Source organism: Sphaerisporangium sp. NPDC051011 (genome assembly GCF_040653595.1).
Taxonomy (GTDB): Bacteria; Actinomycetota; Actinomycetes; order Streptosporangiales; family Streptosporangiaceae; genus Sphaerisporangium.
Genome location: NZ_JBFAGG010000007.1, coordinates 72,046 through 93,349 on the forward strand (window position 1 = coordinate 72,046; position 21,304 = coordinate 93,349).

Here is a 21,304-nt window from a genome sequence, read left to right on the forward strand (position 1 = left end):
GGGCTATGTCCGTGATCTAGCTGTTTCGAGTGGATCGTGGATTTTGGCGTGCCCGTCGGCGGGTCAGGCCGCGGTGATCCCGCCGTCGACGGGGATGATCGCGCCGGTGAGGTACGCCCCGGCGCGCGACGCCAGGTAGATCGCCGCCCCGGCCATGTCGTCCGGGCGCCCGATGCGCCCGAGCGGGACGTGCGACTCGATCACGGCGCGCGCGGCGGGGTCGTCCAGCGCGTAGGCCATCATCTTGGACTCGAACGGGCCGGGCGCGATGGCGTTCACCGTGATGAACTCCGGGGCGAGCTTGATCGCCAGGTGGCGGGTGAGCATGTGGACGCCCGCCTTGGCGGCCGAGTACGCGTAGTTCTCGACGACCGGCACCCGCAGCCCGTCCACCGACCCGATGTTGATCACCCGCGCCGGGTCGTCGGCGGAGGCCGACGCGCGCAGCAGCGGCAGGAACCGCGTGGTCAGGAAGAAGACGCCCTTGACGTTGATGTCCCAGAGCTTGTCGAACGCGTGCCCGGGGTACTCCTCCAGCGGCGCGCCCCAGGTGGCGCCCGCGTTGTTCACCAGCACGTCCAGCCGGTCCTCGCGCCCGGCGACCGTCCCCACCAGGGTCTCGACGCCCTCGGCCGTCGACAGGTCGGCCGGCACGGCGACGCAGCCGAGCTCGGCGGCGGTCTTCTCGACCTCGGCCGCCTTGCGCGAGGAGATGTAGACGCTCGCGCCCGCGGACACGAAGCCCGCGGCGATCATCTTGCCGATGCCGCGGGAGCCGCCGGTGACGACGACCGTCTTGCCTTCCACCGAGAACAGTGTCATATAACCCGATGATGCCTTACGGCTGGATCCGCGTCATCCGTCGAGCCGGTTGTATGAGCCGCGGAAGAACACCAGCGGCCCCCGGTCGGCGTGCGCGCCCAGGTCGTGGACGCGGGCGACGACGATGATGTGGTCCCCGGCGACGTGCTCGGCCTCGATCGAGCAGTCGATCCACGCGAGGGTCTCGTCGATGAGAGGGTGCCCGCCGGGGGAGAAGGTCCAGGCGAGGCCCGCGAACTTGTCCGGGCCCCTCGCCGCGAGCTGCCTGCTGACGTCCTCGTGGTGCTCGGCCAGGACGTTCACGCACATGCGGCCGGCCGACCGCAGTCTCGGCCAGGTGGTGCTGGTGTGGGCGACGCAGAACGCGACCAGCGGCGGGTCGAGGGACACCGAGGTGAAGGAGTTGGCGGCGATGCCGCAGGGCTCGCCGGTGGCCGGGTCGATGGCCGTGATCGCGACGACGCCGGTGGCGAAGCGGCCGAGAACGTTCCTGAAGTGGCGGGAGTCGGCGGCTGCCGCCCTGTCACCCGCTGTGTTGCCCGCTGTGGCGCCCGCGCGCCTGCCAGGGGGAACGGGAGCCAGTAGGGAGGGCGGGTCCTCGCGTACGGCACCGGGATGCCCGTGGGCGGTGACCGCCCCATGCGGCGTGGCCAGCCGTGCCGCTGGGGTGCTCATCGTCGTACTCGCCTCCGAATTGGCTCTGTCTCCGCGACCAGCATGCAACCTCAACGGTGGTTCAGGTCAAGGGCGGGATGACGGAGTGGGGCCCGCCGCGCCCGCCGATCACGCCGGTGACGCCGCCTCGATTTGGCCAAGCACTTGCTTGCTTGAATGGTCCCGGAGGTGGCGTGATCAGCGCCGTTGGGAGCGAGGTCGCGTCCGAGACAGACCCTGGGGGGATGGGGTCGGCGCCGGCACGGCAGGGGGCGGTGTCGGATATACCGCATTATCCGAGAACAGCCCACTCAGACCCCCGTAACCACCCCCTACGCCCCGTCCGACGCCCGGCCGGCGGGCCGGTGGCACGCGGCCGAAGCACCCCGCGGGCGCCTCGGCATGCGCCATTCGGAAGTGTCCGGAAATTTCCTAACCTGAAGGACCGATTCCCCCACCCGCGGGTTGACGGTCACCGCGGTGCCGGACCACCGTGATGCCGGCGGCGGACGCGTCGAGCCGGAGACGAGGGACCCAGGACCCTGATCCCCGGAAAAACGAAAACGTGTCCTGGCGGGCGTGGGGGACCCGCCAGGACACGTTCGCCCCGGCGCGACTTCCAGGACCCCGGCGAGGGTTGGGGTCCTGGCCGCCGTTCATCGCACGGAGTCTGTGGGAGGCTCCTCGCCGAGTTCGCGCGGCCCTTCGGCCTGGGCGCGTTCGTCGGCGGGCCTTCGCAGATGGCGCTTCACGAGCTGGGCCGCGCCGACCGGATCGGCCGCCGGATGCGTGACGGTGAGGCCGTCCTCGTTCCAGACGAACGAGCCCTTCCTGCACCAGACGGTCAGCCCGGTCGTGACCGAGAGCACCGACATCCCGTTGCCGCTGCTCTGGTAGGTGTGCGTGAACCCCTCCCGATGCAGCGCGTAGCGCAGTAGACGCGTCGCCTCGCGCGGATCATGCCAGGGCAGATACGGCGTGCCCGCCCGGACTGCCAGCACAGGCCCTCACCCCCTCGCCGGCCCTTTGATGGATTTGTACCAACGTTTGGATAATGCGGGGTGGAGACGCTTGGGTCAAGGGGTTGTTTGCTGTCAGATCGAGATCGTCTAGATTCGTAGGTACAAAAGGACGGAACCGTAGGTGAGATTTGGCACGGTCGACGCTGTATCAGCAGGTGGCCGGCGAGCTGCGCAGGGCCATCTATTCCGGTGAGCTCGGGCCGGGCGCCCAGCTGCCGACGGAGATGGACCTCATGGACAGCCATGAGGTCAGCCGAAACACGGTACGCCTCGCGCTGGCCGAACTCGAGAACGAGGGTCTCATCACGCGGATGCGCCGCCGCGGCAGCTTCGTCCGCGACCGCCGCGCGCTGCTCATGCGCCCGCAGGACGAGCTGGGCGCCTCGCCCGGAGTGCTGCGCCGGGAGGCGTTCGCCGAGGCCGTCACCAAGGAGGGCCGCAAGCCCGGACAGGAGATCCAGGTCTCCATCGTCCGGCCGCCCGAGGAGATCGCCGCCCGTCTCGAACTGGAGGAGCACGCCTTCGCGGTGGTGCGCCGCCGCCTGCGGTACGTCGACGACCAGCCGTACAACACCAACGATTCGTACTTCCCGCACGCGCTCGTCCAGGACTCGGAGATCGCGCGGCCCGCGGACATCACCCGCGGCGCCAACCGCGTCCTGGAAGAGCTGGGCCACCGGCAGGTCCGCGTTGTGGACGACATTTCCGCGCGTATGCCGACTCCCGAGGAATCATCGCGCCTGCAACTCGAACCGGGTACCCCCGTCGTCGTCTATGTCCGGGTCGGATACGACCGTGAGGACACCCCGGTCCGGGTCGCCGTGTCGGTCCTGCCCGCCGACAAGCATCTGATCAGGTACGAGCTCGAACTGAGCTGACCTCGCGCGCGCCGCCCATGTGGTGACGCGGCCGCGCGGGCCCGCCGTGGGGGCGGGCAGGGGCCGCATTCCGGCTGACGCGCCGGCCGCGCGCGCCGGGCCCATCGGGCACGATTCGCCCGCCCGGCTCGCCGGCTCTGCGGCGAAGGCCGTTCGCGCCGCTCTTCACTGAGAAAGCCGCACGCCCTTCATCGGACACCCTCCGTGCCCGAGGCGTCACCCACGGCGACGAAAGGATCGATCATGTTCCGCGACACCTTCGACCGTGCCGAGTCCCTCAGCTCTCTCGGCTCCCTGGGCTCCCTGACCCTCCGTACGGCCACCCTCGACGACCTTCCCGGCGTCCTCGCGCTCCTGGCGGAGACGGCGGGCTGGCTGAACGGCCGCGGCATCCGGCAGTGGCCGGCCGGCGGGTTCCCCGCCGCGCGGATCGAGCCGCTGATCGCCGCGGGCACGTTGTACGTGCTGGAAGGCGCGGACGCCGCTGCCGGCGAGGACGGCGAGGACGGCGAGGACGGGCCCGCGGCCACCATGGCGCTGGACGACCACGCCGACCCCGAGTTCTGGCGGCGCTCCGACCACCCGGAGACGGCCCTGTACGTCCACAAGCTCGCGGTCAGGCGGGCCTTCTCGGGACGGGGGTTCGGAGAGACGCTGCTCGACTGGGCGGCGCTGCGCGTGGCGGCCGGCGGCCGACGGTGGCTGCGGCTGGACTGCTCCAAGGACAACCCCGCCCTGCAGGGCTACTACAGCAAGATCGGGTTCCGTCATGTCCGGACGGTGGACCTGCCCCACCGGGCCTCCGGCGCGTTGTTCCAGCGGGCCGCCGACCCGACCGCGCACGCCGTGCCGCGCGCCCGCCGGCGGGTTCCGTCGCACGTGCGCGTCCGATGAGATCCGGTCAGATCCAAACACCCTCGCCTACCTGGGAAAGATCCTCTTTGACCGTCCAATCCCGGACAGGTGAGGGCCTGTGGGTGGTAGCGGTCTAACTCCGGACATGAGGGTCCGATAACCTCTGGACCCATGACCGGATCGCTGCTTGAGGTGATCGCGATGGACGTGCGCGACGCCGTGGCCGCAGAGGAGGGCGGCGCGGACCGCTTGGAGATCGTGGCCGACATCTCGGTGGGCGGGCTCACGCCGGCCCCCGAGACCGTCGCGGCGATCGCCAAGGAGTCCGCGCTGCCCCAGATGGTGATGCTCCGGTGCAACGCGGGCTACACCGTCGGTCCCGAGGAGCTGGAAGGTCTGGAACGGGACGTGCGCGCCCTCACGGAGGCGGGGGCGGCCGGGTTCGTCTTCGGCTTCCTCGACCAGGAGGGAGCGGTCGACCTCGCCGCGACCGAGGCCCTCATCCACGCGGTGGCCCCTCTGCCCTGGACGTTCCACCGCGCGGTGGACAACGCCGCCGACGTGCAGGCGAGCTGGCGGGCCGTACGCCTGCTGCCGAACCTCGCCACCGTGCTGACCTCCGGCGCGCCCTCGGGCATCGCCGCCGGGCTGCCCGTGCTGCGCTCGCGGGCCGAGGCGGGCGACGCCCCGATCATCCTCGCCGGAGGCGGGCTCCAAGCCCACGTGGTGCCCCCGCTGCTGGACTACGGCGTCCGCGCCTTCCACGTGGGCGTCGCCGTGCGCGAGTCCTGGTCGCACCCCGTGGACGCCGAGCGGGTGCGGCGCTGGCGGCACCTCGTGGACACGATCTGACGTGCGCCTGACCCTGGGCGACCAGCCGCGCGTCGTCCCCGGGTTCGCTCTGGCCTTCGCCGAGCAGGAAGGGCGCTACCCCGGCCCGCCGGCGTCCTGGCAGCCCGTGCACACGGTGTACGTGCCCGCCCACCGCTTCGGCCGCGACACCGTCCGGGCCTGGGGAGAGACGGCCCTCGGCCTGCTGGAGTCCCACCTCCCCGGCGACGCCGCGCTCACCGACGTCTTCGGCGTGCCGCCCGGCGCCCTCGCAGCCGACGTGCGCCGCCGCGTGGCGCGCAAGCTGGCGGCCGAGCCCGTCGAGGACCTGCGCGTCGACTTCGAGGACGGGTACGGCGTCCGTCCCGGCGAGGAGGACGCCCACGCGGACGCCGCCGCGGAGGCCGTCGCCGCCATGAGCGCCGAGGGGACGCTGCCGCGCCGCTGGGGCCTGCGGGTCAAGTCGTTCGCGGACGGTGACCCCGCGCGGGCCGTGCGCACGCTGGACGGCTTCCTGACGGGCGTGACGGACCGGGCCGGGCAGCTTCCGCCCGGTTTCACGGTCACCTTCCCTAAAGTCCTTATGGAGGCGTATCTGGGGCAGTTCGCCGCAGTCCTCGCCTCCCTGGAGGGCGGCCTGGGGCTCGCGGCGGGGACGCTGCGGTTCGAGATGCAGGTCGAGGCGCCGCAGACCGTCCAGTTCCTGGCCCGCTCGCCCGATCTCGTCCCCTCGCTGGGCGGGCGCCTGGCGGCGGCGCACTTCGGCGTGTTCGACTACACGGCCGCCTGCGGCCTCCCGCCGGAGGAACAGCGTCTCGACCATCCGGTGTGCGACCACGCGCGCGAGGTCATGCGGGTCGCGCTCGCGGGCACCGGGGTCGAGCTGTCGGACGGCTCGCTCGCCGCCTCGCCCGCCTCCGACGACACCCGCGACGTCCACGCGCTGTGGCGCGCGCACGCCGGGATGGTGCGCCACTCGCTGCGCCACGGCTTCTACCAGGGCTGGGACATGCACCCCTCACACCTGGTCAGCCGGTACGCGACCGTGTACGCCTTCCACCTCGCCCACCGCGACGCCTACGCGGAACGCGTGAGCGCGTGGGAGGCGCGGCGGGACGCGGGCGGCGGCGTGATGGACGAGCCCGCGACGATCAAGACGCTGGCCGCCGCGCTGCGCCGCGCCCGCCTCGCCCTCGGCGACGACTGAGCGACGACCGGGCCACGACCGGGGCCCACGGACCGGGCACGGCGCGGGCGCTTCACACGATGGGCACGGCCGGGGGAGTGCGCCCGCAGGCCGCGAACATGGCGGGCCGCCCGACCAGCTTGACGTGCTCGCCGCGCCCGAGCGACGCGGCCAGCGCCGCCTCGGCGCCCTCAATGGCCAGCCAGTCGTCGTAGGTGATCGGCGAGATCCCGCGCGCGGCCAGCAGATCGTCCAGCCGTACGGCCGGGCCGGGGCGGCCGGGGCGCGCGGCGAGGTCGGCCAGCAGCGTGCGGACGGTCTCGGCGGCGTCGGACTTGTTGGTGCCGATGACGCCCGTCGGGCCGCGCTTGAGCCACCCGGCGACGTACTGCCCCTCGCCGACCCGCCCGGCGACGTTCGGCACGGTCATGGTCGCGGTGTCGAACGGCACGCCCGGCAGCGGGACGCTCTGGTAGCCCACCGAGCGCAGCACCATGCCCACCGGGATCGTCTCGTACTCGCCGGTGCCGGTGACCCGCCCGTCCACCAGGCGGGTGCGCTCCAGCCGCAGCGCCTCCACCCGGGTCGTGCCGAGGATCTCGACCGGGCGCAGCCAGAACCGCACCTCCAGGCGGCGCGGACGTCCCTCGGACGCGCGCGCCGACCACGAGCGCAGCACCTCGACGTTGCCCCGGACCTGCCGCGGCAGCCCTTCCAGGTCGCCCGTGCGGGCCTCCTCGGGGCGGACCCGGACGTCGCAGTTGGCCAGCTCACCGAGCTCGCGCAGCTCCTTGAGCGTGAACTTGGCGTGCTCGGGGCCGCGCCTGCCGATCATGTGGATGCCCGTGACCTGGCTCTTGGCCAGCCGCCCGAGGACCTCCTCGGGCACGTCGGTCGGGCGCAGCTCCTCGGCGGCCTTGGCGAGGACGCGCACGACGTCCACGGCGACGTTGCCGACGCCGATCACCGCGACCTCGGGGGTGCTGAGCGAGTCCAGGGAGAAGGTGTCCGGCGGCACGTCCGGGTGGCCGCAGTACCAGTTCACGAAGTCGGTCGCGGCCACGCTGCCCGGAAGGTCCTCGCCGGGGATGCCCAGGTGACGGTCCACCATGGCGCCGGTGCAGTAGACCACCGCGTCGTAGCTCGCGGTCAGCTCCTCGACGGTGACGTCCGAGCCGAGTTCGATCCCGCCGAGGAACCGCACCGCGGGCAGCTCCAGCACCCGCCGCAGGTAGCCGGCGATCGACTTGATCGAGGTGTGGTCGGGGGCGACGCCGTATCTCACCAGGCCGTACGGGGTCGGGAGGCGGTCCAGCACGTCGATCTCGACGGGCTCGCCCGCCTGCTTCGTCAGCGCCTCGGCCGTGTAGATGCCGGCCGGACCCGATCCCACGATCGCCACGCGCAGCGACATGTGGCCTCCTAAGCGGGGCATCACACCCCGCGTCGTCTTGGAGCGATTCTCGCGGAACACGATCGTCCCGGCCAGACTCGCGCGCCGGAGGTCATCGAGATGACGCGGCCCGGTCACCTCCGAGGCACGGAGCGTCCGCGGGAGGGAGCCGCGTGCTCACATGCCCAGCCTATGGAGGGCGGGGGGCGCGTGGGGCGTGGCGCGCCGAGATCTTGTGGCGCGGGAACGACGGCGTGCGGAACCGTGTGGGGTCGTTATCGGGGCGAGGACGGACGCCGGACTCGATAGCCTGTATACCTGTCAACCCGCGACCGAGGAGTAGCCGTGCTGCTGCGTATGTCCACCCTGTTCCTTCGCACCCTGCGTGAGGATCCGGCGGACGCGGAGGTGCCGAGCCACAAACTGCTCGTCCGCGCCGGCTACGTCCGCCGCGTCGCCCCGGGCATCTACTCCTGGCTGCCCCTCGGCAAGATCGTCCTGGAGAACGTCGCGCGCGTGGTGCGCGAGGAGATGAACGCGATCGGCGGCCAGGAGGTGCTGTTCCCCGCGCTGCTGCCCCGCGAGTACTACGAGGCCAGCGGCCGCTGGGTCGAGTACGGTGACACGCTGTTCCGGCTGAAGGACCGCAAGGGCGCCGACTACCTCCTGGGTCCCACCCACGAGGAGCTGTTCACCGACATGGTCAAGGGGGAGTACTCCTCCTACAAGGACTATCCGGTCATCCTTTATCAAGTCCAGACGAAGTACCGCGACGAGGCGCGCCCCCGGGCCGGTATCCTGCGCGGCCGCGAGTTCCTCATGAAGGACTCCTACTCCTTCGACCTCGACGACGACGGGCTCAAGCGCTCCTATGAGCTGCACCGCGAGGCGTACATCAAGCTGTTCGACCGGCTCGGCATCAGCTACAAGATCGTCTTCGCGGTCTCCGGCGCCATGGGCGGCTCGGCGTCCGAGGAGTTCCTCGCGTCCACCCCCACCGGCGAGGACACCTTCGTGGCCTGCCACAACTGCGGGTTCGCCGCCAACGCCGAGGCCGTCGTCACCCCCGCGCCCAAGGCCGTCACCACCGGGCACCCCGCCCTGGAGGTGCTCGACACGCCGGACACCCCGACCATCGAGTCGCTGGTCTCCTTCGTCAACGAGCGGTACGGCCTCGGCGTCACCGCCGCCGACACGCTGAAGAACATCGTGGTCAAGGTGCGCACGCCCGGCTCCGACGAGACCGAGACGCTGATCGTCGGCCTGCCCGGCGACCGCGAGGTCGACTTCAAGCGCCTGGAGGCCTCGCTCTCCCCGGGCATCCCCGAGATCTTCGAGGCCGCCGACTTCGAGCGCCACCCCGGCCTCGTGCGCGGCTACATCGGCCCGCAGATCCTCAAGGAGCTCGGCATCCGCTACCTGGTGGACCCGCGCGTCGTGGCGGGCACCTCCTGGGTCACCGGCGCCAACGAGCCCGGCAGGCACGCGGCGCACGTCGTGGCCGGGCGCGACTTCGAGGCCGACGGCACGATCGAGGCGGCCGAGGTCCGCATGGGCGACGACTGCCCCCGCTGCGCCCACCCGCTGTCCATCGACCGCGGCATCGAGATCGGCCACATCTTCCAGCTCGGCCGCAAGTACGCCGACGCCGCGTCCCTCGACGCGCTCGGCCCCGACGGGAAGCCGATCCGCGTCACCATGGGCTCCTACGGCGTGGGCGTCTCGCGCGCCGTGGCCGTCCTCGCCGAGCAGAAGCACGACGAGCTGGGCCTGGTCTGGCCGCGCGAGGTCGCGCCCGCCGACGTCCACATCGTCGGCACCGGCAAGGAGAACCAGGTCGAGGTCGCGGTGAGGCTCGCCGAGGAGCTCGAGGCCAAGGGGCTGCGCGTGCTCGTGGACGACCGCGCCGCGGTCTCGCCGGGGGTGAAGTTCAAGGACGCCGAGCTGCTGGGCGTCCCCACCATCCTGATCATCGGCCGCGGGCTCGCGCAGGGGGTCGCCGAGCTGCGCGACCGCGCGAGCGGGGTCAAGGAGGAGATTCCTCTGTCCGAGGCCGTCGCGCGGGTGCTGGCCGCCGCGGCGCCGGAGGCCTGAGCCTTCTCCGTCCGGAACGCGTTTGGCGAACGTGGAATTATCGCGACAAGTCCGGCTGGCCAAGGGAAACCGGCGGCGGAGTGATCGGCTGCGGGGGCGGTGTGGCGCCCACCGGAGCGGTCCAGCCGGGCAGGTCCGCGATGGCGGGACGCCAGCCGTACCCCCGGACCGCCGACTCCTGCATCGCCAGGGCCGCCAGCCGGCGCAGCGAGGCGTCCTCGACCGCGGCCAGCTCCAGGTAGGCGGCGGTGACGCGGTCCTCCACCAGGGCCGCCAGGCGCGCGGCGTCGGCGGCGGCGTTCACCGGGAACGGCAGGTCGTAGGCCGCGCCGGACTCCGACGGCGTGCCGCCCCTGGCCGCGATCAGCCCGCGGAGCTGGTCGCGCCGGGCGCGGTGGGCGTTGTAGCCGTCCGTCGCCGAGGACCGCTGCCGGCCGCTCGTGCGCGCGCCCACGAAGCCGTACGCGTACACGGCGGCGTGCTCGGCGTCCAGCACCTTGTTGAGGGCGTTCAGGGCGTTGAGAGTGCCCGGCGGCTGCGGCGCGCCGGTCACGACACCCTCGCCAGGGCGGCGGCGTGCGCGGCCTCGCAGGCGCCGATGCAGGCCAGAAGCTGCGCCAGCGCGGGGGAGACGTCGCCGATCTGGCGCGGGCGGGTGGCCGCGGCCTTGCGTTCGGCCTCGCGCAGCCTGCCGATCGAGATCTTGCCCGGCGAGGCGGACCCCGTGGGTGACGGCGTGGGCCCCGACGGCGTGGGAGTCGCGGGCATCGGCGACCTCGGCAGGCGGCGGCGCAGCTCGGCGATGTGGGCCTCGTGGCGCCGCTGGAAGGGCAGCAGCCCGGCCGCGGCCTTGGACCCGGGCGCGGCGGCCTGCCGGTAGAGGGCGACGATGCGCTCCTTGTCGGCGATGACCTTGGTCACCAGGATGGTCTCGGGGTCGGGCGTGGCGGGGCCGGAAGGGGCGGTGCCCCCTTGCCCGTTCTGCCCGGTGGAACAGCCGGCGACGGCCGCGGCGACCGCCCCCGCGGCGGTGCCGCGCAGCACCGCGCGCCGGGACACGGCACGCTGACGCACGGCACCTCCCGTGGATGACGGCTTTTGCTGGCTTGGCACATAGCATCGTACGGCGCATCACCCGGTGGGTGACCGAGTGGCGCTCTTTCCGCGTCCTGGTGTCGATAGGCTGGTGAACCGTTGGGGCGAGGTACACCTTTGGCCGCCGTGCCCGGATGGCCGATAATCAATGGGAGGTCAGCATGGGCGCCGATGCTCGACGCGACCGCCTGATCAAGCTTCTCGAGCCCGTCGTCGCCGTCGAGGGCCTCGATCTGGAGGGCGTCACGGTGACGCCCGTCGGCAAGCGGCGGCTCCTGCGCATCATCGTCGACGGCGACGGCGGCGTGAGCCTCGACAAGGTCGCCGACGTCAGCAAGCTCGTCTCCAAGGCGCTCGACGAAAGCGACGCGATGGGCGGCGGCCCGTACGTCCTGGAGGTCAGCTCGCCCGGGGTCGACCGCCCGCTGACCGAGCCGCGCCACTGGCGCAGGGCCAAGGGCAGGCTGGTGAAGGCCGACCTGCGCGACGGCACCACGGTCGAGGGCCGCGTCCTGTCGGCCGAGGACGCCGGGGTCAAGCTCTCGGTGGACGGCGCGGCGCGCCTGTTCGCCTGGGAGGAGCTCGCCAAGGGGCGGGTCCAGGTCGAGTTCAACCGGCCGGACGGCTTGGACGGCCTGGAAGACGACGCGGACGACATGGATGACGACGCCGACGAGACCGACGACGTGGACGACACGGACGACGAAGACGAAGACGAAGAACACGACGCCGGCGACGACGGCGCCAAGGGCTAAGGGGGAGCCTTGTGGACATTGACATGAGCGTCCTGCGCAGCCTTGAGCGGGAGAAGGACATCTCCTTCGACCTGGTCGTCAAGGCGATCGAGGACGCGCTGCTCATCGCCTACCACCGCACCGAGGGCGCGGCGGGCAAGGCGCGTGCCGAGCTGGACCGCCAGTCCGGCCACGTGAGCATCTGGGCCTCCGAGCTGGACGAGGACGGCCAGGTGATCCGGGAGTACGACGACACCCCGGGCAACTTCAGCCGCATCGCCGCGACCACCGCCAAGCAGGTCATCCTGCAGCAGCTCAGGAACGCCGAGGACGAGATCAACTTCGGCGAGTTCGCGAGCCGCGAGGGCGAGCTGGTGGCGGGCGTCATCCAGCAGGGCAAGGACCCCCGCGTGGTGCTGGTCGACCTCGGCAAGATCGAGGCGATCCTGCCGCACAACGAGCAGGTCCCCGGTGAGGAGTACGTCCACGGCGAGCGGCTGCGCTGCTACGTCGTGCAGGTGAAGAAGGGGCACAAGGGTCCCTCGGTCACGCTGTCGCGCACCCACCCGAACCTGGTGAAGAAGCTGTTCGCCCTGGAGGTCCCCGAGATCGCCGACGGCACCGTCGAGATCGCGGCCATCGCCCGGGAGGCCGGCCACCGCACCAAGATCGCGGTCCGCTCGCGCCGGGGAGGCGTCAACGCCAAGGGCGCCTGCATCGGCCCGATGGGGTCGCGGGTCCGTAACGTGATGACCGAACTGCACGGCGAGAAGATCGACATCATCGACTGGTCGGAGGATCCGGCCGAGTTCGTCGGGAATGCCCTGTCGCCCGCGCGGGTTTCCCATGTCGAGGTGATCGACCTGGACGGGCGCGTGGCGCGGGTCACGGTGCCCGACTACCAGCTCTCGCTCGCGATCGGCAAGGAGGGGCAGAACGCCCGCCTCGCCGCTCGCCTCACCGGGTGGCGCATCGACATCCGTCCCGACACCCAGGCCGCGGCGGCCGGGGACGTCCGGGAATCCGGAGATACGGGGAATACGGGGAATGCCGTCGGTCCCGCCGATGCCTCCACAAGGTAAGCTTGAATACGGTGGCCGGGCGGCCCCTCTCAGAACATGTGTGGGCTGCCGGGTTCGCACGGTAAAGTCCGAGCTGCTCCGCCTGGTGGTGGTCGAGAACGAGATCGTTCCCGACCAGCGAGGCCGGTCGCATGGCCGCGGTGCGTATGTGCATCCGGCTCTGCGCTGCCTGGAGCTCGCCGAACGTCGCCGGGCGTTCCCGCGTGCGTTTCGCACGACGGGGCCGCTCGACGCGGCGTGCGTGCGGGCTTGTCTCGCGGGGCTTGACGCCGAATAGGACCGGGTGAATGGTTACCAACTGTCATGTAGGACGCCGAGTCGATGGGCGGGTCAGATAGCGATGAGCGCCTGATGAGCATGCGGCGATGAGTACGTCTAGGTAGCGACGGTCCGGCGGCACAGCCTCCCGGGCCGAGTTAGGGAGTGCAGTGGCGAAGGTCCGAGTCTACGAACTCGCCAAGGAGTTCGGAGTCGAGAGCAAGGTCGTGATGGCCAAGCTCCAAGAAATGGGCGAGTTTGTACGATCGGCGTCTTCAACGATAGAGGCGCCGGTGGTCCGCAAGCTTACGGAGGCGTTCAACAGGGGCTCCTCCGATTCCAGGGGCGGCGACAGGTCGTCCAGGGCGCCGAAGGCGTCCCCCCGTCCGGGCCCGAGCCCGGCCGGCAACGGTGCGACACCCGGCCAGGCGGCTCCGCGCCCCGGCCCGCGTCCCGGTCCCGGGCCGCGCCCCGGCCCCGGCAACATCGCGCCGCGTCCGCCCGTTCCGATGCCCCATGTCAACCAGCCGGTCAACCAGCAGCCGGCGCAGGAGGCCCCTCGCCCGGCGCCGCGTCCCGAGGCTCCCCGCCCGGCCGCGCCGCGCCCCGAGGTCCCGCGTTCCGAGGCTCCGCGGTTCGAGGCGCCGCGCACCGAGGCGGCACGCTCCGACGCGCCGCGTTCCGAGACGCCCCGCCCGGCGGCCCCGGGCGCCCGTCCCGGCCCCGGTCCGAAGCCCGGCCCGCGTCCCGGCCCCGGGCCGCGTCAGGCGGGCTCCTCGGCTCCCGGCGGAGGCGCCCCCGGTGGCGCCCCGGCGGGTCCCAGGTCCGGAGCCCCGTCGTCCGGCGCGCCGCGTCCGGGCGGCCCGAAGCCGGGCCCGCGCGGCCCGCGCCCGGGCAACAACCCCTTCTCGTCCACCGCGAGCGGCATGGGCCAGCGCCCGCCGCGTCCGGGCCGTGAGGGCGGTGGCCCTCCCGGCCGCGACGGTGGTCCCCGTGAGGGCGGCCCCCGCGAGCCGCGCCGCGACGGCCGTGACGGTCCTCGCGAGCCGCGTCGTGACGGCGGTCCCCGCGACGGCGCGATGCCGCGTCCGCCCGGCGCCCGTCCCGGCCCGCCCGGTGCGGGTGGCCCGCGTCCGGGCCCGGTGCCCGGCCCGCGGCCCGGCGGCGCTCCCGGTGCGGGTGGTCCCCGTCCCGGTGGCCCGCGTCCGAACCCGATGATGATGCCTTCCCGTCCGCTCGGCCCCGGTGGTGGCGGCGGTGGCGGTGGCGGCGGCGGCGGTCGTCCCGGTGGCGGCGGTGGCCGTCCCGGCGGTGGCGGCGGTCGTCCCGGCGGCGGCGGTGGCGGTCCTCGTCCCGGTGGCGGCGGCTTCGCCGGTCCGCGCACGGGTGCGGGCGGTCGTCCCGGCGGCGCCGGAGCCGGTGCCGGCACCGGTGGCGGCGGTGGTTTCGCCGGTCGTCCCGGCGGTGGCGGCGGTCGCGGCCGTGGTGGTGGCACCGCGGGCGCCTTCGGTCGTCCCGGCGGGCGTCCCACGCGTGGTCGCAAGTCCAAGCGCCAGAGGCGTCAAGAGTTCGACAACATGCAGGCGCCGTCGATCGGCGGCGTGCAGGTTCCCCGCGGCACCGGCCAGACGCTGCGCCTTCCGCGCGGAGCCTCCCTGTCCGACTTCGCCGACAAGATCGGCGCGAACCCGGCGTCGCTGGTGCAGATCATGCTGCACCTCGGCGAGATGGTGACCGCCACCCAGTCGGTGAACGAGGAGACCCTGCAGCTGCTGGGCGCCGAGCTCAACTACGTCATCCAGGTCGTCAGCCCGGAGGAGGAGGACCGCGAGCTTCTCGAGTCCTTCGACATCGAGTTCGGCGAGGACGAGGGCGACGAGTCCGACCTCGCGCCGCGCCCGCCGGTCGTGACCGTCATGGGTCACGTCGACCACGGTAAGACGAAGCTGCTGGACGCGATCCGCAACACCAACGTGGTGGCCCGCGAGGCCGGCGGCATCACCCAGCACATCGGCGCCTACCAGGTGGCGACCGAGCACGAGGGCAACGAGCGGAAGATCACCTTCATCGACACCCCGGGTCACGAGGCGTTCACCGCCATGCGTGCCCGCGGTGCCCAGGCGACGGACATCGCCGTGCTGGTGGTCGCCGCCGACGACGGCGTGAAGCCGCAGACCATCGAGGCGCTCAACCACGCCCACGCGGCCGAGGTGCCGATCGTGGTCGCGGTGAACAAGATCGACAAGGAGGGCGCGGACCCGACGAAGGTGCGGGCCCAGCTCACCGAGTACGGTCTGGTGGCCGAAGAGTACGGCGGCTCGACGATGTTCGTGGACATCTCCGCCAAGGAGGGTCTCGGCATCGACGACCTGCTGGAGGCGATCCTCCTCACAGCGGACGCCGAGCTCGACCTTCGGGCGAACCCGAAGATGGACGCCCAGGGCATCGCCATCGAGGCCCACCTGGACAAGGGCCGCGGCCCGGTCGCCACGGTGCTGGTCCAGCGCGGCACGCTGCGCGTCGGCGACTCGATCGTCTGTGGCGAGGCATTCGGCCGCGTCCGGGCGCTGCTGGATGACAACCTGCAGCCGGTCACCGAGGCCGACCCGTCGCGTCCGGTCCAGGTGCTCGGCCTCACGGCCGTCCCCGGCGCCGGTGACAACTTCATCGTCGTCAACGACGACCGCATGGCTCGGCAGATCGCCCAGCAGCGCGTGGCCCGGCAGCGCATCGCCGACATGGCGAAGTCCAGCCGCCGCCGCACGCTCGAAGAGCTGTTCCAGGACATGGAGAAGGGCAACACCGACGAGCTCAAGCTCATCATCAAGGGTGACGTCTCCGGTTCCGTGGAAGCCCTCGAGGACGCGCTGCTCAAGATCGACGTCGGCGACGAGGTCCGGCTGCGGGTGCTCCACCGCGCGGTCGGCGCCATCACCGAGTACGACGTCAACCTGGCGATCGCGGACGACAACGCCGTCATCATCGGCTTCAACGTGCGCCCCGAGGTGCGGGCGCGCGACCTGGCCGAGCGCGAGGGCGTCGACATCCGCTACTACTCGGTCATCTACCAGGCGATCGAGGAGATCGAGGCGGCCCTGAAGGGCATGCTGAAGCCGGAGTTCGAGGAGACGCAGACCGGCACGGCCGAGGTCCGCGAGGTCTTCAAGGTTCCGAAGATCGGCAACGTGGCGGGCTGTCTGGTCCGCTCGGGCACGATCACCCGCAACAGCAAGGCCCGGATCATCCGCGACGGTGTCGTCGTGGCCGACAACCTCACGGTGTCGTCCCTGCGCAGGTTCAAGGACGACGCGACCGAGGTCCGCGAGGGCTTCGAGTGCGGTATCGGCCTCGGGTACAACGACATCAAGATCGACGACGTCATCGAGACGTTCGAGATGCGGGAGAAGCCGCGCGTCTGACGGTGTGGAGGTAGCGCGGCGGCGGGCGTCCGCGGGGTTCCCCTCGTGGGCCCCGCGGTCGCCCCTGCCGTGCCCTCAACCCCGTGACAAGCGGCGCCGGCCATGTACATAGGTGCTCTGACTTTGGACATCCTGCTCGGCGACGTCCATTCGCTGAAGCAGAAGCGCTCCGTGGTGCGCCCGCTCATCGCCGAGGTGCGCCGTCGGTTCCCCGCGGTCGCGGTCGCCGAGACCGGCCATCTCGACCTGCACCGCCGCAGCGAGATCGGCGTCGCCGTCGTCTCCGCCACCGCCGCCAACTGCGGCGAGGTGCTGGAGGCGTGCGAGCGGCTGGTCGCGTTCCATCCGGAGATCGAGGTCCTGTCCGCGAGACAACGGCTCTTCAACGAAGACGAAGATTAGGGCCCGCGGGAAGTCATGCTTCCCGCGGGCCGTTAAGCGAGAAAAGCGAGCAAAGAGGGGGAGCGCGATCGTGGACGCAGCACGCGCCCGTAAACTTGCGGACCGCATTCAGCAGGTCGTGGCCGAGATGCTGGAGCGGCGGATCAAGGATCCCCGCCTCGGCTTCGTCACCGTGACCGACACCCGCATCACCCCCGATCTCCGTGACGCGACCGTGTACTACACCGTGTTCGGGTCGGAGGCCGAGCGGGCGGACACCGCGGCCGCCCTGGAAAGCGCCAAGGGCATCATCCGCTCGGAGGTCGGCCGCCAGACCGGCGTCCGGCACACCCCGACGCTGACCTTCAGCCACGACCCGCTTCCCGACAACGCGCGGCACCTGGACGAACTGCTCGCCGAGGCCCGCGCCCGGGACGAGGAGATCGCCAAGAAGGCCGAGGGCGCGGTCCACGCGGGCGAGGCGGACCCCTACCGCAGGCCCGACGAGGAGGACGACGAGGCCGGCGACGACCTCGGCGGCATGGCCGAGCCGACCACCGACGGGGCGAGGCGTACCGCACTGTGACCACCGGCACCTCATCCCACACCCCGCTCGCGCACGTCGTCCGCGAGGGCGACTGGCGGCGGGCCGCCGAGCTCGTCCGGGAGGCCCGCGAGATCGCGCTGGTCTGCCACGTCTCCCCGGACGGGGACGCGCTCGGCTCCATGCTGGGCATGGGGCTGGCCCTGCGCGCCGCCGGCAAGCGGGTGGTGGCGTCGTTCGGCGAGCGGCGGTTCTCGGTGCCGCGGCTGCTGCGGTACCTCCCCGGCCAGGACCTGCTGGTCGAGCCCGGCGACTACCCGGCCGAGCCCGACGTGATGATCAGCTTCGACGTCCCCACCCTCGACCGTCTCGGTCTGCTCGCCCCCAACGCCGGCAAGGCCCACGAGCTGATCGTGATCGACCACCACCCGTCCAACACGGGTTTCGGCAGCGTCCCGCTCGTCGACTCCGCAGCGGCCTCGACGTCCATGCTCGTGGAGGAGCTGCTCGGCCGGCTCGGGTACCCGGTGGACCGCGACATCGCCACCTGCCTGTACACGGGGCTGGTCACCGACACCGGGTCGTTCCGGCATTCCTGCACCACGCCCGCCGCCCACCACATGGCGGCCCGCCTGGTGGCGGCCGGCCTGCGCACCGACGAGATCGCGCGCGAGCTGTGGGACCGTTCCCCGTTCGCCTACCTCAAGGTGCTCGCCGCGGCCCTCGGCCGGGTGACCCTCGACCCGGCCGCCGCGGGCGGGCTCGGCATGGTGTGGACGTACGTCCCGCGCGCCGACCGCGCCGCCTACTGCCTTCCGTACGAGGAGTGCGAGGGCATCATCGACGTGATCCGCCGCACCGACGAGCCGGATGTCGCGGTCGTGCTCAAGGAGGACGACGACGGCGCCTGGCAGGTGTCCACGCGCTCCAAGGGCGGGGTCGACGTCGGCCGGGCCTGCACGGCCATGGGCGGCGGCGGCCACGTCCGGGCGGCCGGTTTCACCTCGCACGACTCCCCGGAGGAGACGGTCGCGAGATTCCGCAGCCTTCTGCGCCCCTCGGTCTGAGGCGCGCGCCGCGAATTCATCGACAAGGACGGGTCTGGCATGAGCACGACGGGCGGCACCGGAGCGGGCGAGGGCACGGCGCGGGCCAGGCGTCCCGTGCCGCCCAGCGGCCTGATCATCGTGGACAAGCCCGCCGGCTGGACGTCCCACGACGTCGTCGGCAAGATGCGGCGCCTGGCCGGCACGCGCAGGGTCGGGCACGCGGGCACCCTGGACCCGATGGCCACCGGCGTGCTCGTGGTCGGCGTCGAGAAGGCCACCCGCCTTCTCGGTCACCTCGCGCTGACCGAGAAGGGGTACGACGCGACGATCCGCCTCGGGGCCACGACCAACACCGACGACGCCGAGGGCGAGGTGCTCGCCGAGACCTCGGCAGCGGGGGTGACCGACGAGGCGATCCGCGCGGGCGTTGCCGCGCTCACCGGGCCGATCCTCCAGGTTCCGCCGCAGGTCAGCGCGATCAAGGTGAACGGCGAGCGCGCCTACAAGCGGGCCAGGGCGGGCGAGGAGGTCGCGCTCGCGGCCCGGCCTGTGACCGTCCACGCGTTCGAGGTGACCGCCGTGCGGCGTGACGGGGACGCCGTCGAGGTCGACGCCTCGGTGAGCTGCTCCAGCGGCACCTACATCCGCTCGCTGGCCCGCGACCTGGGGGAGGCGCTGGGCGTCGGCGGCCACCTGACCGCCCTGCGCCGCACGCGCGTGGGCCCGTACGACCTGTCGGTGGCCAGGACCATCGACCAGCTCGCCCAGGACTGCGCGATCCTGCCGATGGCCGAGGCGGTGGCGGCGGCCTTCCCCCGCATGGACGTCTCTGAGGAGCAGGCCCGCATGATCGGCCACGGCGGGCGCCTGCCCTCGGCCGGCCTCGGCGGCGGGCCCATCGGCGTCTTCGCTCCGGACGGCACCCTGCTCGCCCTGGTGGAGGAACACGGCAGGACGGTCAAACCGCTCGCCGTCTTCGTCCCCTGAGCCTGTATCGGCACGCGGCGGGCAGGGATGATCGTCACGTACGACCTCCGGGGGTGTCCATGAGCGGGCGCGCTCGCGGGTACGACACCCCGTAGTCCCCCCCGCTGTGCGGCTCCGGGCTCAAGCCGCCCGCCCGAGTGGGCTACTCTCGACCCCGTGTGGAGAAAATCATCCCGCACGGCAGGCGTGGTGAACGGGTACGAAGATCAGCACAGGAACGGGGTCGAGGTGCAGGGCTGGCACGGACTCGAAGACGTGCCCAGAGACTGGGGCAGGTCTGTCATCACGATCGGGGTGTTCGACGGCGTGCACCGGGGGCATCAGCGCATGGTCACGCGGGCTGTGGCCCTGGCGGCCGATCTCGGCCTCCCCTCCGTGGTGATCACGTTCGACCCCCATCCGGACGAGGTGGTGAGGCCGGGCGCGCACCCGACCCGTCTCACGACGCCCCGGCATCGCGGCGAGCTGCTCGGCGCGCTCGGTGTGGACGCGGTCTGCGTGCTGCCGTTCACGCTGGAGTTCTCCCGGATGACCCCCGACGAGTTCGTCCAGGCCGTGCTCGTCGACCGCCTGCACGCGGCGGGCGTGGTCGTGGGTGAGAACTTCAGGTTCGGCCACAAGGCCGCGGGCGACGTCGACACGCTGCGCGAGCTCGGCGAGAAGTACGACTTCGTCGCCGAGGGGGTTCCTCTGGTGACCGACGGGGAGGCGATCTCCTCCAGCTCGATCCGAGAGAGCCTGGCCTCCGGCGACGTCGCGGCGGCGGCCGAGGCGCTCGGCCGTCCCCACCGGGTGGAGGGCGTGGTCGTCCGGGGCCACCAGCGGGGCCGGGCCCTGCTCGGGTTTCCCACGGCCAACGTCGAGTCGCCCCCGTTCACGGCGATCCCGGCCGACGGCGTCTACGCGGGCTGGCTCGAGTGCGTCCAGTCGCCCTCGCCGTACGACGGTCACCGCTGGCCGGCGGCGATCTCCATCGGCACCAACCCGACGTTCGAGGGCGTCGAGCGCACGGTGGAGGCGTACGCCCTGGACCGCGACGATCTCGATCTCTACGGCGCCCATGTGGTGGTCGACTTCGCCGTGCGGCTTCGCGACACGCTGAAGTTCGACTCGATCGAGGCGCTCGTCGAGCAGATGCGCCGCGATGTCGACGAGGCCCGGCGCCTGATCGCCGGGTGACCGGCCCGGGGCGCCCGGGGTGGGGTGCGCGCATCGAGCGCGGTGGTGCCGCGGCGGTGGTAGCCTGACGTGTCGGCTCGGTTTCGGCGCGCTGCGCGCTGCCCGTCGGCATTTACGGCGACTGTAGGCGCACACGGTCGTTCGTAGACATTCGACCAGTCGCGTGCGCCCGTAGAAGATCTAAGGAGAGCCGTGTCGCTCGACACCGCCGCCAAGAAGCAGATCATCGCCGATTACGGTACCGGCGATGGGGACACCGGGTCCCCTGAGGTGCAGATCGCTCTGCTGAGCAAGCGCATCAGCGAGCTCACCGAGCACCTCAAGACCCACAAGCACGACCACCACAGCCGCCGCGGGCTGCTGCTGCTGGTCGGCCGTCGGCGCCGCCTGCTGAAGTACCTCATGAGCAAGGACATCACGCGGTACCGCACCCTCATCGAGCGGCTCGGCCTGCGTCGATAATGTGGAAGGGAGCGGCTTCCTGCCGCTCCCTCTCTCATATCAGGGCAAAGGCCACCTTGATACGGGGAAACATGGTCGGCGCGTCGTAGCGCGACCGGGCTCTGATTGAGCACACTGGCCTGATGTGATGAAAGACAACTGAACAGCCGAAGAAGTGCCCCGCGTCCGCACAGCGCTGAACACGCGCGTCCCCGTGACGCCTGCGGGCCGGTCCTCGGTAGTGGCTTCCGGATGTCGACGGCGAGATCGCCGTACAGCCCGGGTGCTTCGATCGAAGACCGGCGCTGCACATGACGGGGAGCCGGCAGGCACGATGCCAGGCACGAGCGGGCCGAACGCGAAGACGCCCGGCCGCTCGGCGAGAGTGCCTGAGCATGCG

20 protein-coding genes and 1 pseudogene are annotated in these 21,304 nt (G+C 72.0%); 15 read left to right on the plus strand and 6 right to left on the minus strand.

Features of this window, described 5'->3' with window-relative positions; genetic code table 11:
* Positions 1 to 63 precede the first annotated feature (63 nt).
* The 3 genes from AB0H21_RS17725 to AB0H21_RS17735 all read right to left on the minus strand — a co-directional run bounded on the left by AB0H21_RS17725 (position 64) and on the right by AB0H21_RS17735 (position 2,477).
* The gene (locus AB0H21_RS17725; protein ID WP_358517420.1) at positions 64 to 822 is read right to left on the minus strand and encodes an SDR family oxidoreductase; all 759 of its coding nucleotides are present in this window, start codon (positions 820 to 822) and stop codon (positions 64 to 66) included.
* 33 nt (positions 823 to 855) lie between these two features.
* Positions 856 to 1,497: a flavin reductase family protein gene (locus AB0H21_RS17730; RefSeq protein ID WP_358517422.1), complete on the minus strand. Its 642-nt coding sequence runs from the start codon at positions 1,495 to 1,497 to the stop codon at positions 856 to 858.
* Positions 1,498 to 2,132: 635 nt separating this feature from the next.
* Positions 2,133 to 2,477, minus strand: a complete 345-nt coding sequence (locus AB0H21_RS17735) for a hypothetical protein (protein WP_358517424.1) — start codon at positions 2,475 to 2,477, stop codon at positions 2,133 to 2,135.
* Between the two features lie 149 nt (positions 2,478 to 2,626).
* Here AB0H21_RS17735 and AB0H21_RS17740 point away from each other — a divergent pair, with 149 nt between their 5' ends.
* From AB0H21_RS17740 to AB0H21_RS17755, 4 genes are all read left to right on the plus strand, one after another.
* Positions 2,627 to 3,376: a GntR family transcriptional regulator gene (locus AB0H21_RS17740; protein ID WP_358517426.1), complete on the plus strand. Its 750-nt coding sequence runs from the start codon at positions 2,627 to 2,629 to the stop codon at positions 3,374 to 3,376.
* Positions 3,377 to 3,619: 243 nt separating this feature from the next.
* Positions 3,620 to 4,270, plus strand: coding sequence for a GNAT family N-acetyltransferase (locus AB0H21_RS17745; RefSeq protein WP_358517428.1), 651 nt, complete (start codon positions 3,620 to 3,622; stop codon positions 4,268 to 4,270).
* Positions 4,271 to 4,402: 132 nt separating this feature from the next.
* Complete coding sequence (locus AB0H21_RS17750) at positions 4,403 to 5,083, plus strand: copper homeostasis protein CutC (protein ID WP_358517430.1); 681 nt, start codon at positions 4,403 to 4,405, stop codon at positions 5,081 to 5,083.
* 1 nt (position 5,084) lies between these two features.
* Complete coding sequence (locus AB0H21_RS17755) at positions 5,085 to 6,269, plus strand: aldolase (RefSeq protein ID WP_358517432.1); 1,185 nt, start codon at positions 5,085 to 5,087, stop codon at positions 6,267 to 6,269.
* A gap of 52 nt (positions 6,270 to 6,321) precedes the next feature.
* Here the strand turns inward: AB0H21_RS17755 and AB0H21_RS17760 are convergent, their stop codons facing one another.
* Positions 6,322 to 7,662 (minus strand): FAD-dependent oxidoreductase, encoded by a 1,341-nt coding sequence (locus tag AB0H21_RS17760; protein ID WP_358517434.1) that lies wholly within the window; start codon positions 7,660 to 7,662, stop codon positions 6,322 to 6,324.
* A 324-nt stretch (positions 7,663 to 7,986) separates the two neighbouring features.
* On the opposite strand from AB0H21_RS17760, the gene AB0H21_RS17765 reads away from it, so the two are divergent.
* Positions 7,987 to 9,735, plus strand: a complete 1,749-nt coding sequence (locus AB0H21_RS17765) for a proline--tRNA ligase (protein ID WP_358517435.1) — start codon at positions 7,987 to 7,989, stop codon at positions 9,733 to 9,735.
* A gap of 37 nt (positions 9,736 to 9,772) precedes the next feature.
* On the opposite strand, the gene AB0H21_RS17770 is transcribed toward AB0H21_RS17765, so the two are convergent.
* Both AB0H21_RS17770 and AB0H21_RS17775 read right to left on the minus strand, forming a co-directional pair.
* Complete coding sequence (locus AB0H21_RS17770; RefSeq protein ID WP_358517436.1) at positions 9,773 to 10,288, minus strand: ferritin-like domain-containing protein; 516 nt, start codon at positions 10,286 to 10,288, stop codon at positions 9,773 to 9,775.
* Complete coding sequence (locus tag AB0H21_RS17775; RefSeq protein ID WP_358517438.1) at positions 10,285 to 10,809, minus strand: hypothetical protein; 525 nt, start codon at positions 10,807 to 10,809, stop codon at positions 10,285 to 10,287. The genes AB0H21_RS17770 and AB0H21_RS17775 overlap by 4 nt, the downstream gene beginning before the upstream one ends.
* A 182-nt stretch (positions 10,810 to 10,991) precedes the next feature.
* On the opposite strand from AB0H21_RS17775, the pseudogene rimP reads away from it, so the two are divergent.
* From rimP to rpsO, 10 genes and pseudogenes are all read left to right on the plus strand, one after another.
* Positions 10,992 to 11,495, plus strand: a pseudogene (gene rimP / locus AB0H21_RS17780) (ribosome maturation factor RimP); the annotation flags it as partial.
* A 113-nt stretch (positions 11,496 to 11,608) separates the two neighbouring features.
* Positions 11,609 to 12,646, plus strand: a complete 1,038-nt coding sequence (nusA, locus tag AB0H21_RS17785; protein WP_358518025.1) for a transcription termination factor NusA — start codon at positions 11,609 to 11,611, stop codon at positions 12,644 to 12,646.
* The gene (locus tag AB0H21_RS17790) at positions 12,630 to 12,923 is read left to right on the plus strand and encodes a YlxR family protein (RefSeq protein ID WP_358518028.1); all 294 of its coding nucleotides are present in this window, start codon (positions 12,630 to 12,632) and stop codon (positions 12,921 to 12,923) included. Before nusA ends, AB0H21_RS17790 begins: the two co-directional genes overlap by 17 nt.
* Before the next feature lie 151 nt (positions 12,924 to 13,074).
* Positions 13,075 to 16,323, plus strand: a complete 3,249-nt coding sequence (infB, locus tag AB0H21_RS17795; protein ID WP_358517440.1) for a translation initiation factor IF-2 — start codon at positions 13,075 to 13,077, stop codon at positions 16,321 to 16,323.
* Positions 16,324 to 16,425: 102 nt separating this feature from the next.
* Positions 16,426 to 16,725, plus strand: coding sequence for a DUF503 domain-containing protein (locus AB0H21_RS17800; RefSeq protein ID WP_358517441.1), 300 nt, complete (start codon positions 16,426 to 16,428; stop codon positions 16,723 to 16,725).
* Between the two features lie 67 nt (positions 16,726 to 16,792).
* On the plus strand, positions 16,793 to 17,290 hold the full coding sequence (gene rbfA / locus AB0H21_RS17805) for a 30S ribosome-binding factor RbfA (protein WP_358518030.1): 498 nt from the start codon (positions 16,793 to 16,795) through the stop codon (positions 17,288 to 17,290).
* Positions 17,287 to 18,315, plus strand: coding sequence for a bifunctional oligoribonuclease/PAP phosphatase NrnA (locus AB0H21_RS17810; protein ID WP_358517443.1), 1,029 nt, complete (start codon positions 17,287 to 17,289; stop codon positions 18,313 to 18,315). Before rbfA ends, AB0H21_RS17810 begins: the two co-directional genes overlap by 4 nt.
* Positions 18,316 to 18,354: 39 nt before the next feature.
* The gene (gene truB, locus AB0H21_RS17815) at positions 18,355 to 19,284 is read left to right on the plus strand and encodes a tRNA pseudouridine(55) synthase TruB (protein ID WP_358517445.1); all 930 of its coding nucleotides are present in this window, start codon (positions 18,355 to 18,357) and stop codon (positions 19,282 to 19,284) included.
* Positions 19,285 to 19,512: 228 nt separating this feature from the next.
* Positions 19,513 to 20,463, plus strand: coding sequence for a bifunctional riboflavin kinase/FAD synthetase (locus tag AB0H21_RS17820; RefSeq protein WP_358518033.1), 951 nt, complete (start codon positions 19,513 to 19,515; stop codon positions 20,461 to 20,463).
* Positions 20,464 to 20,655: 192 nt separating this feature from the next.
* On the plus strand, positions 20,656 to 20,925 hold the full coding sequence (rpsO, locus tag AB0H21_RS17825) for a 30S ribosomal protein S15 (RefSeq protein WP_358517447.1): 270 nt from the start codon (positions 20,656 to 20,658) through the stop codon (positions 20,923 to 20,925).
* Positions 20,926 to 21,304: the final 379 nt, after the last annotated feature.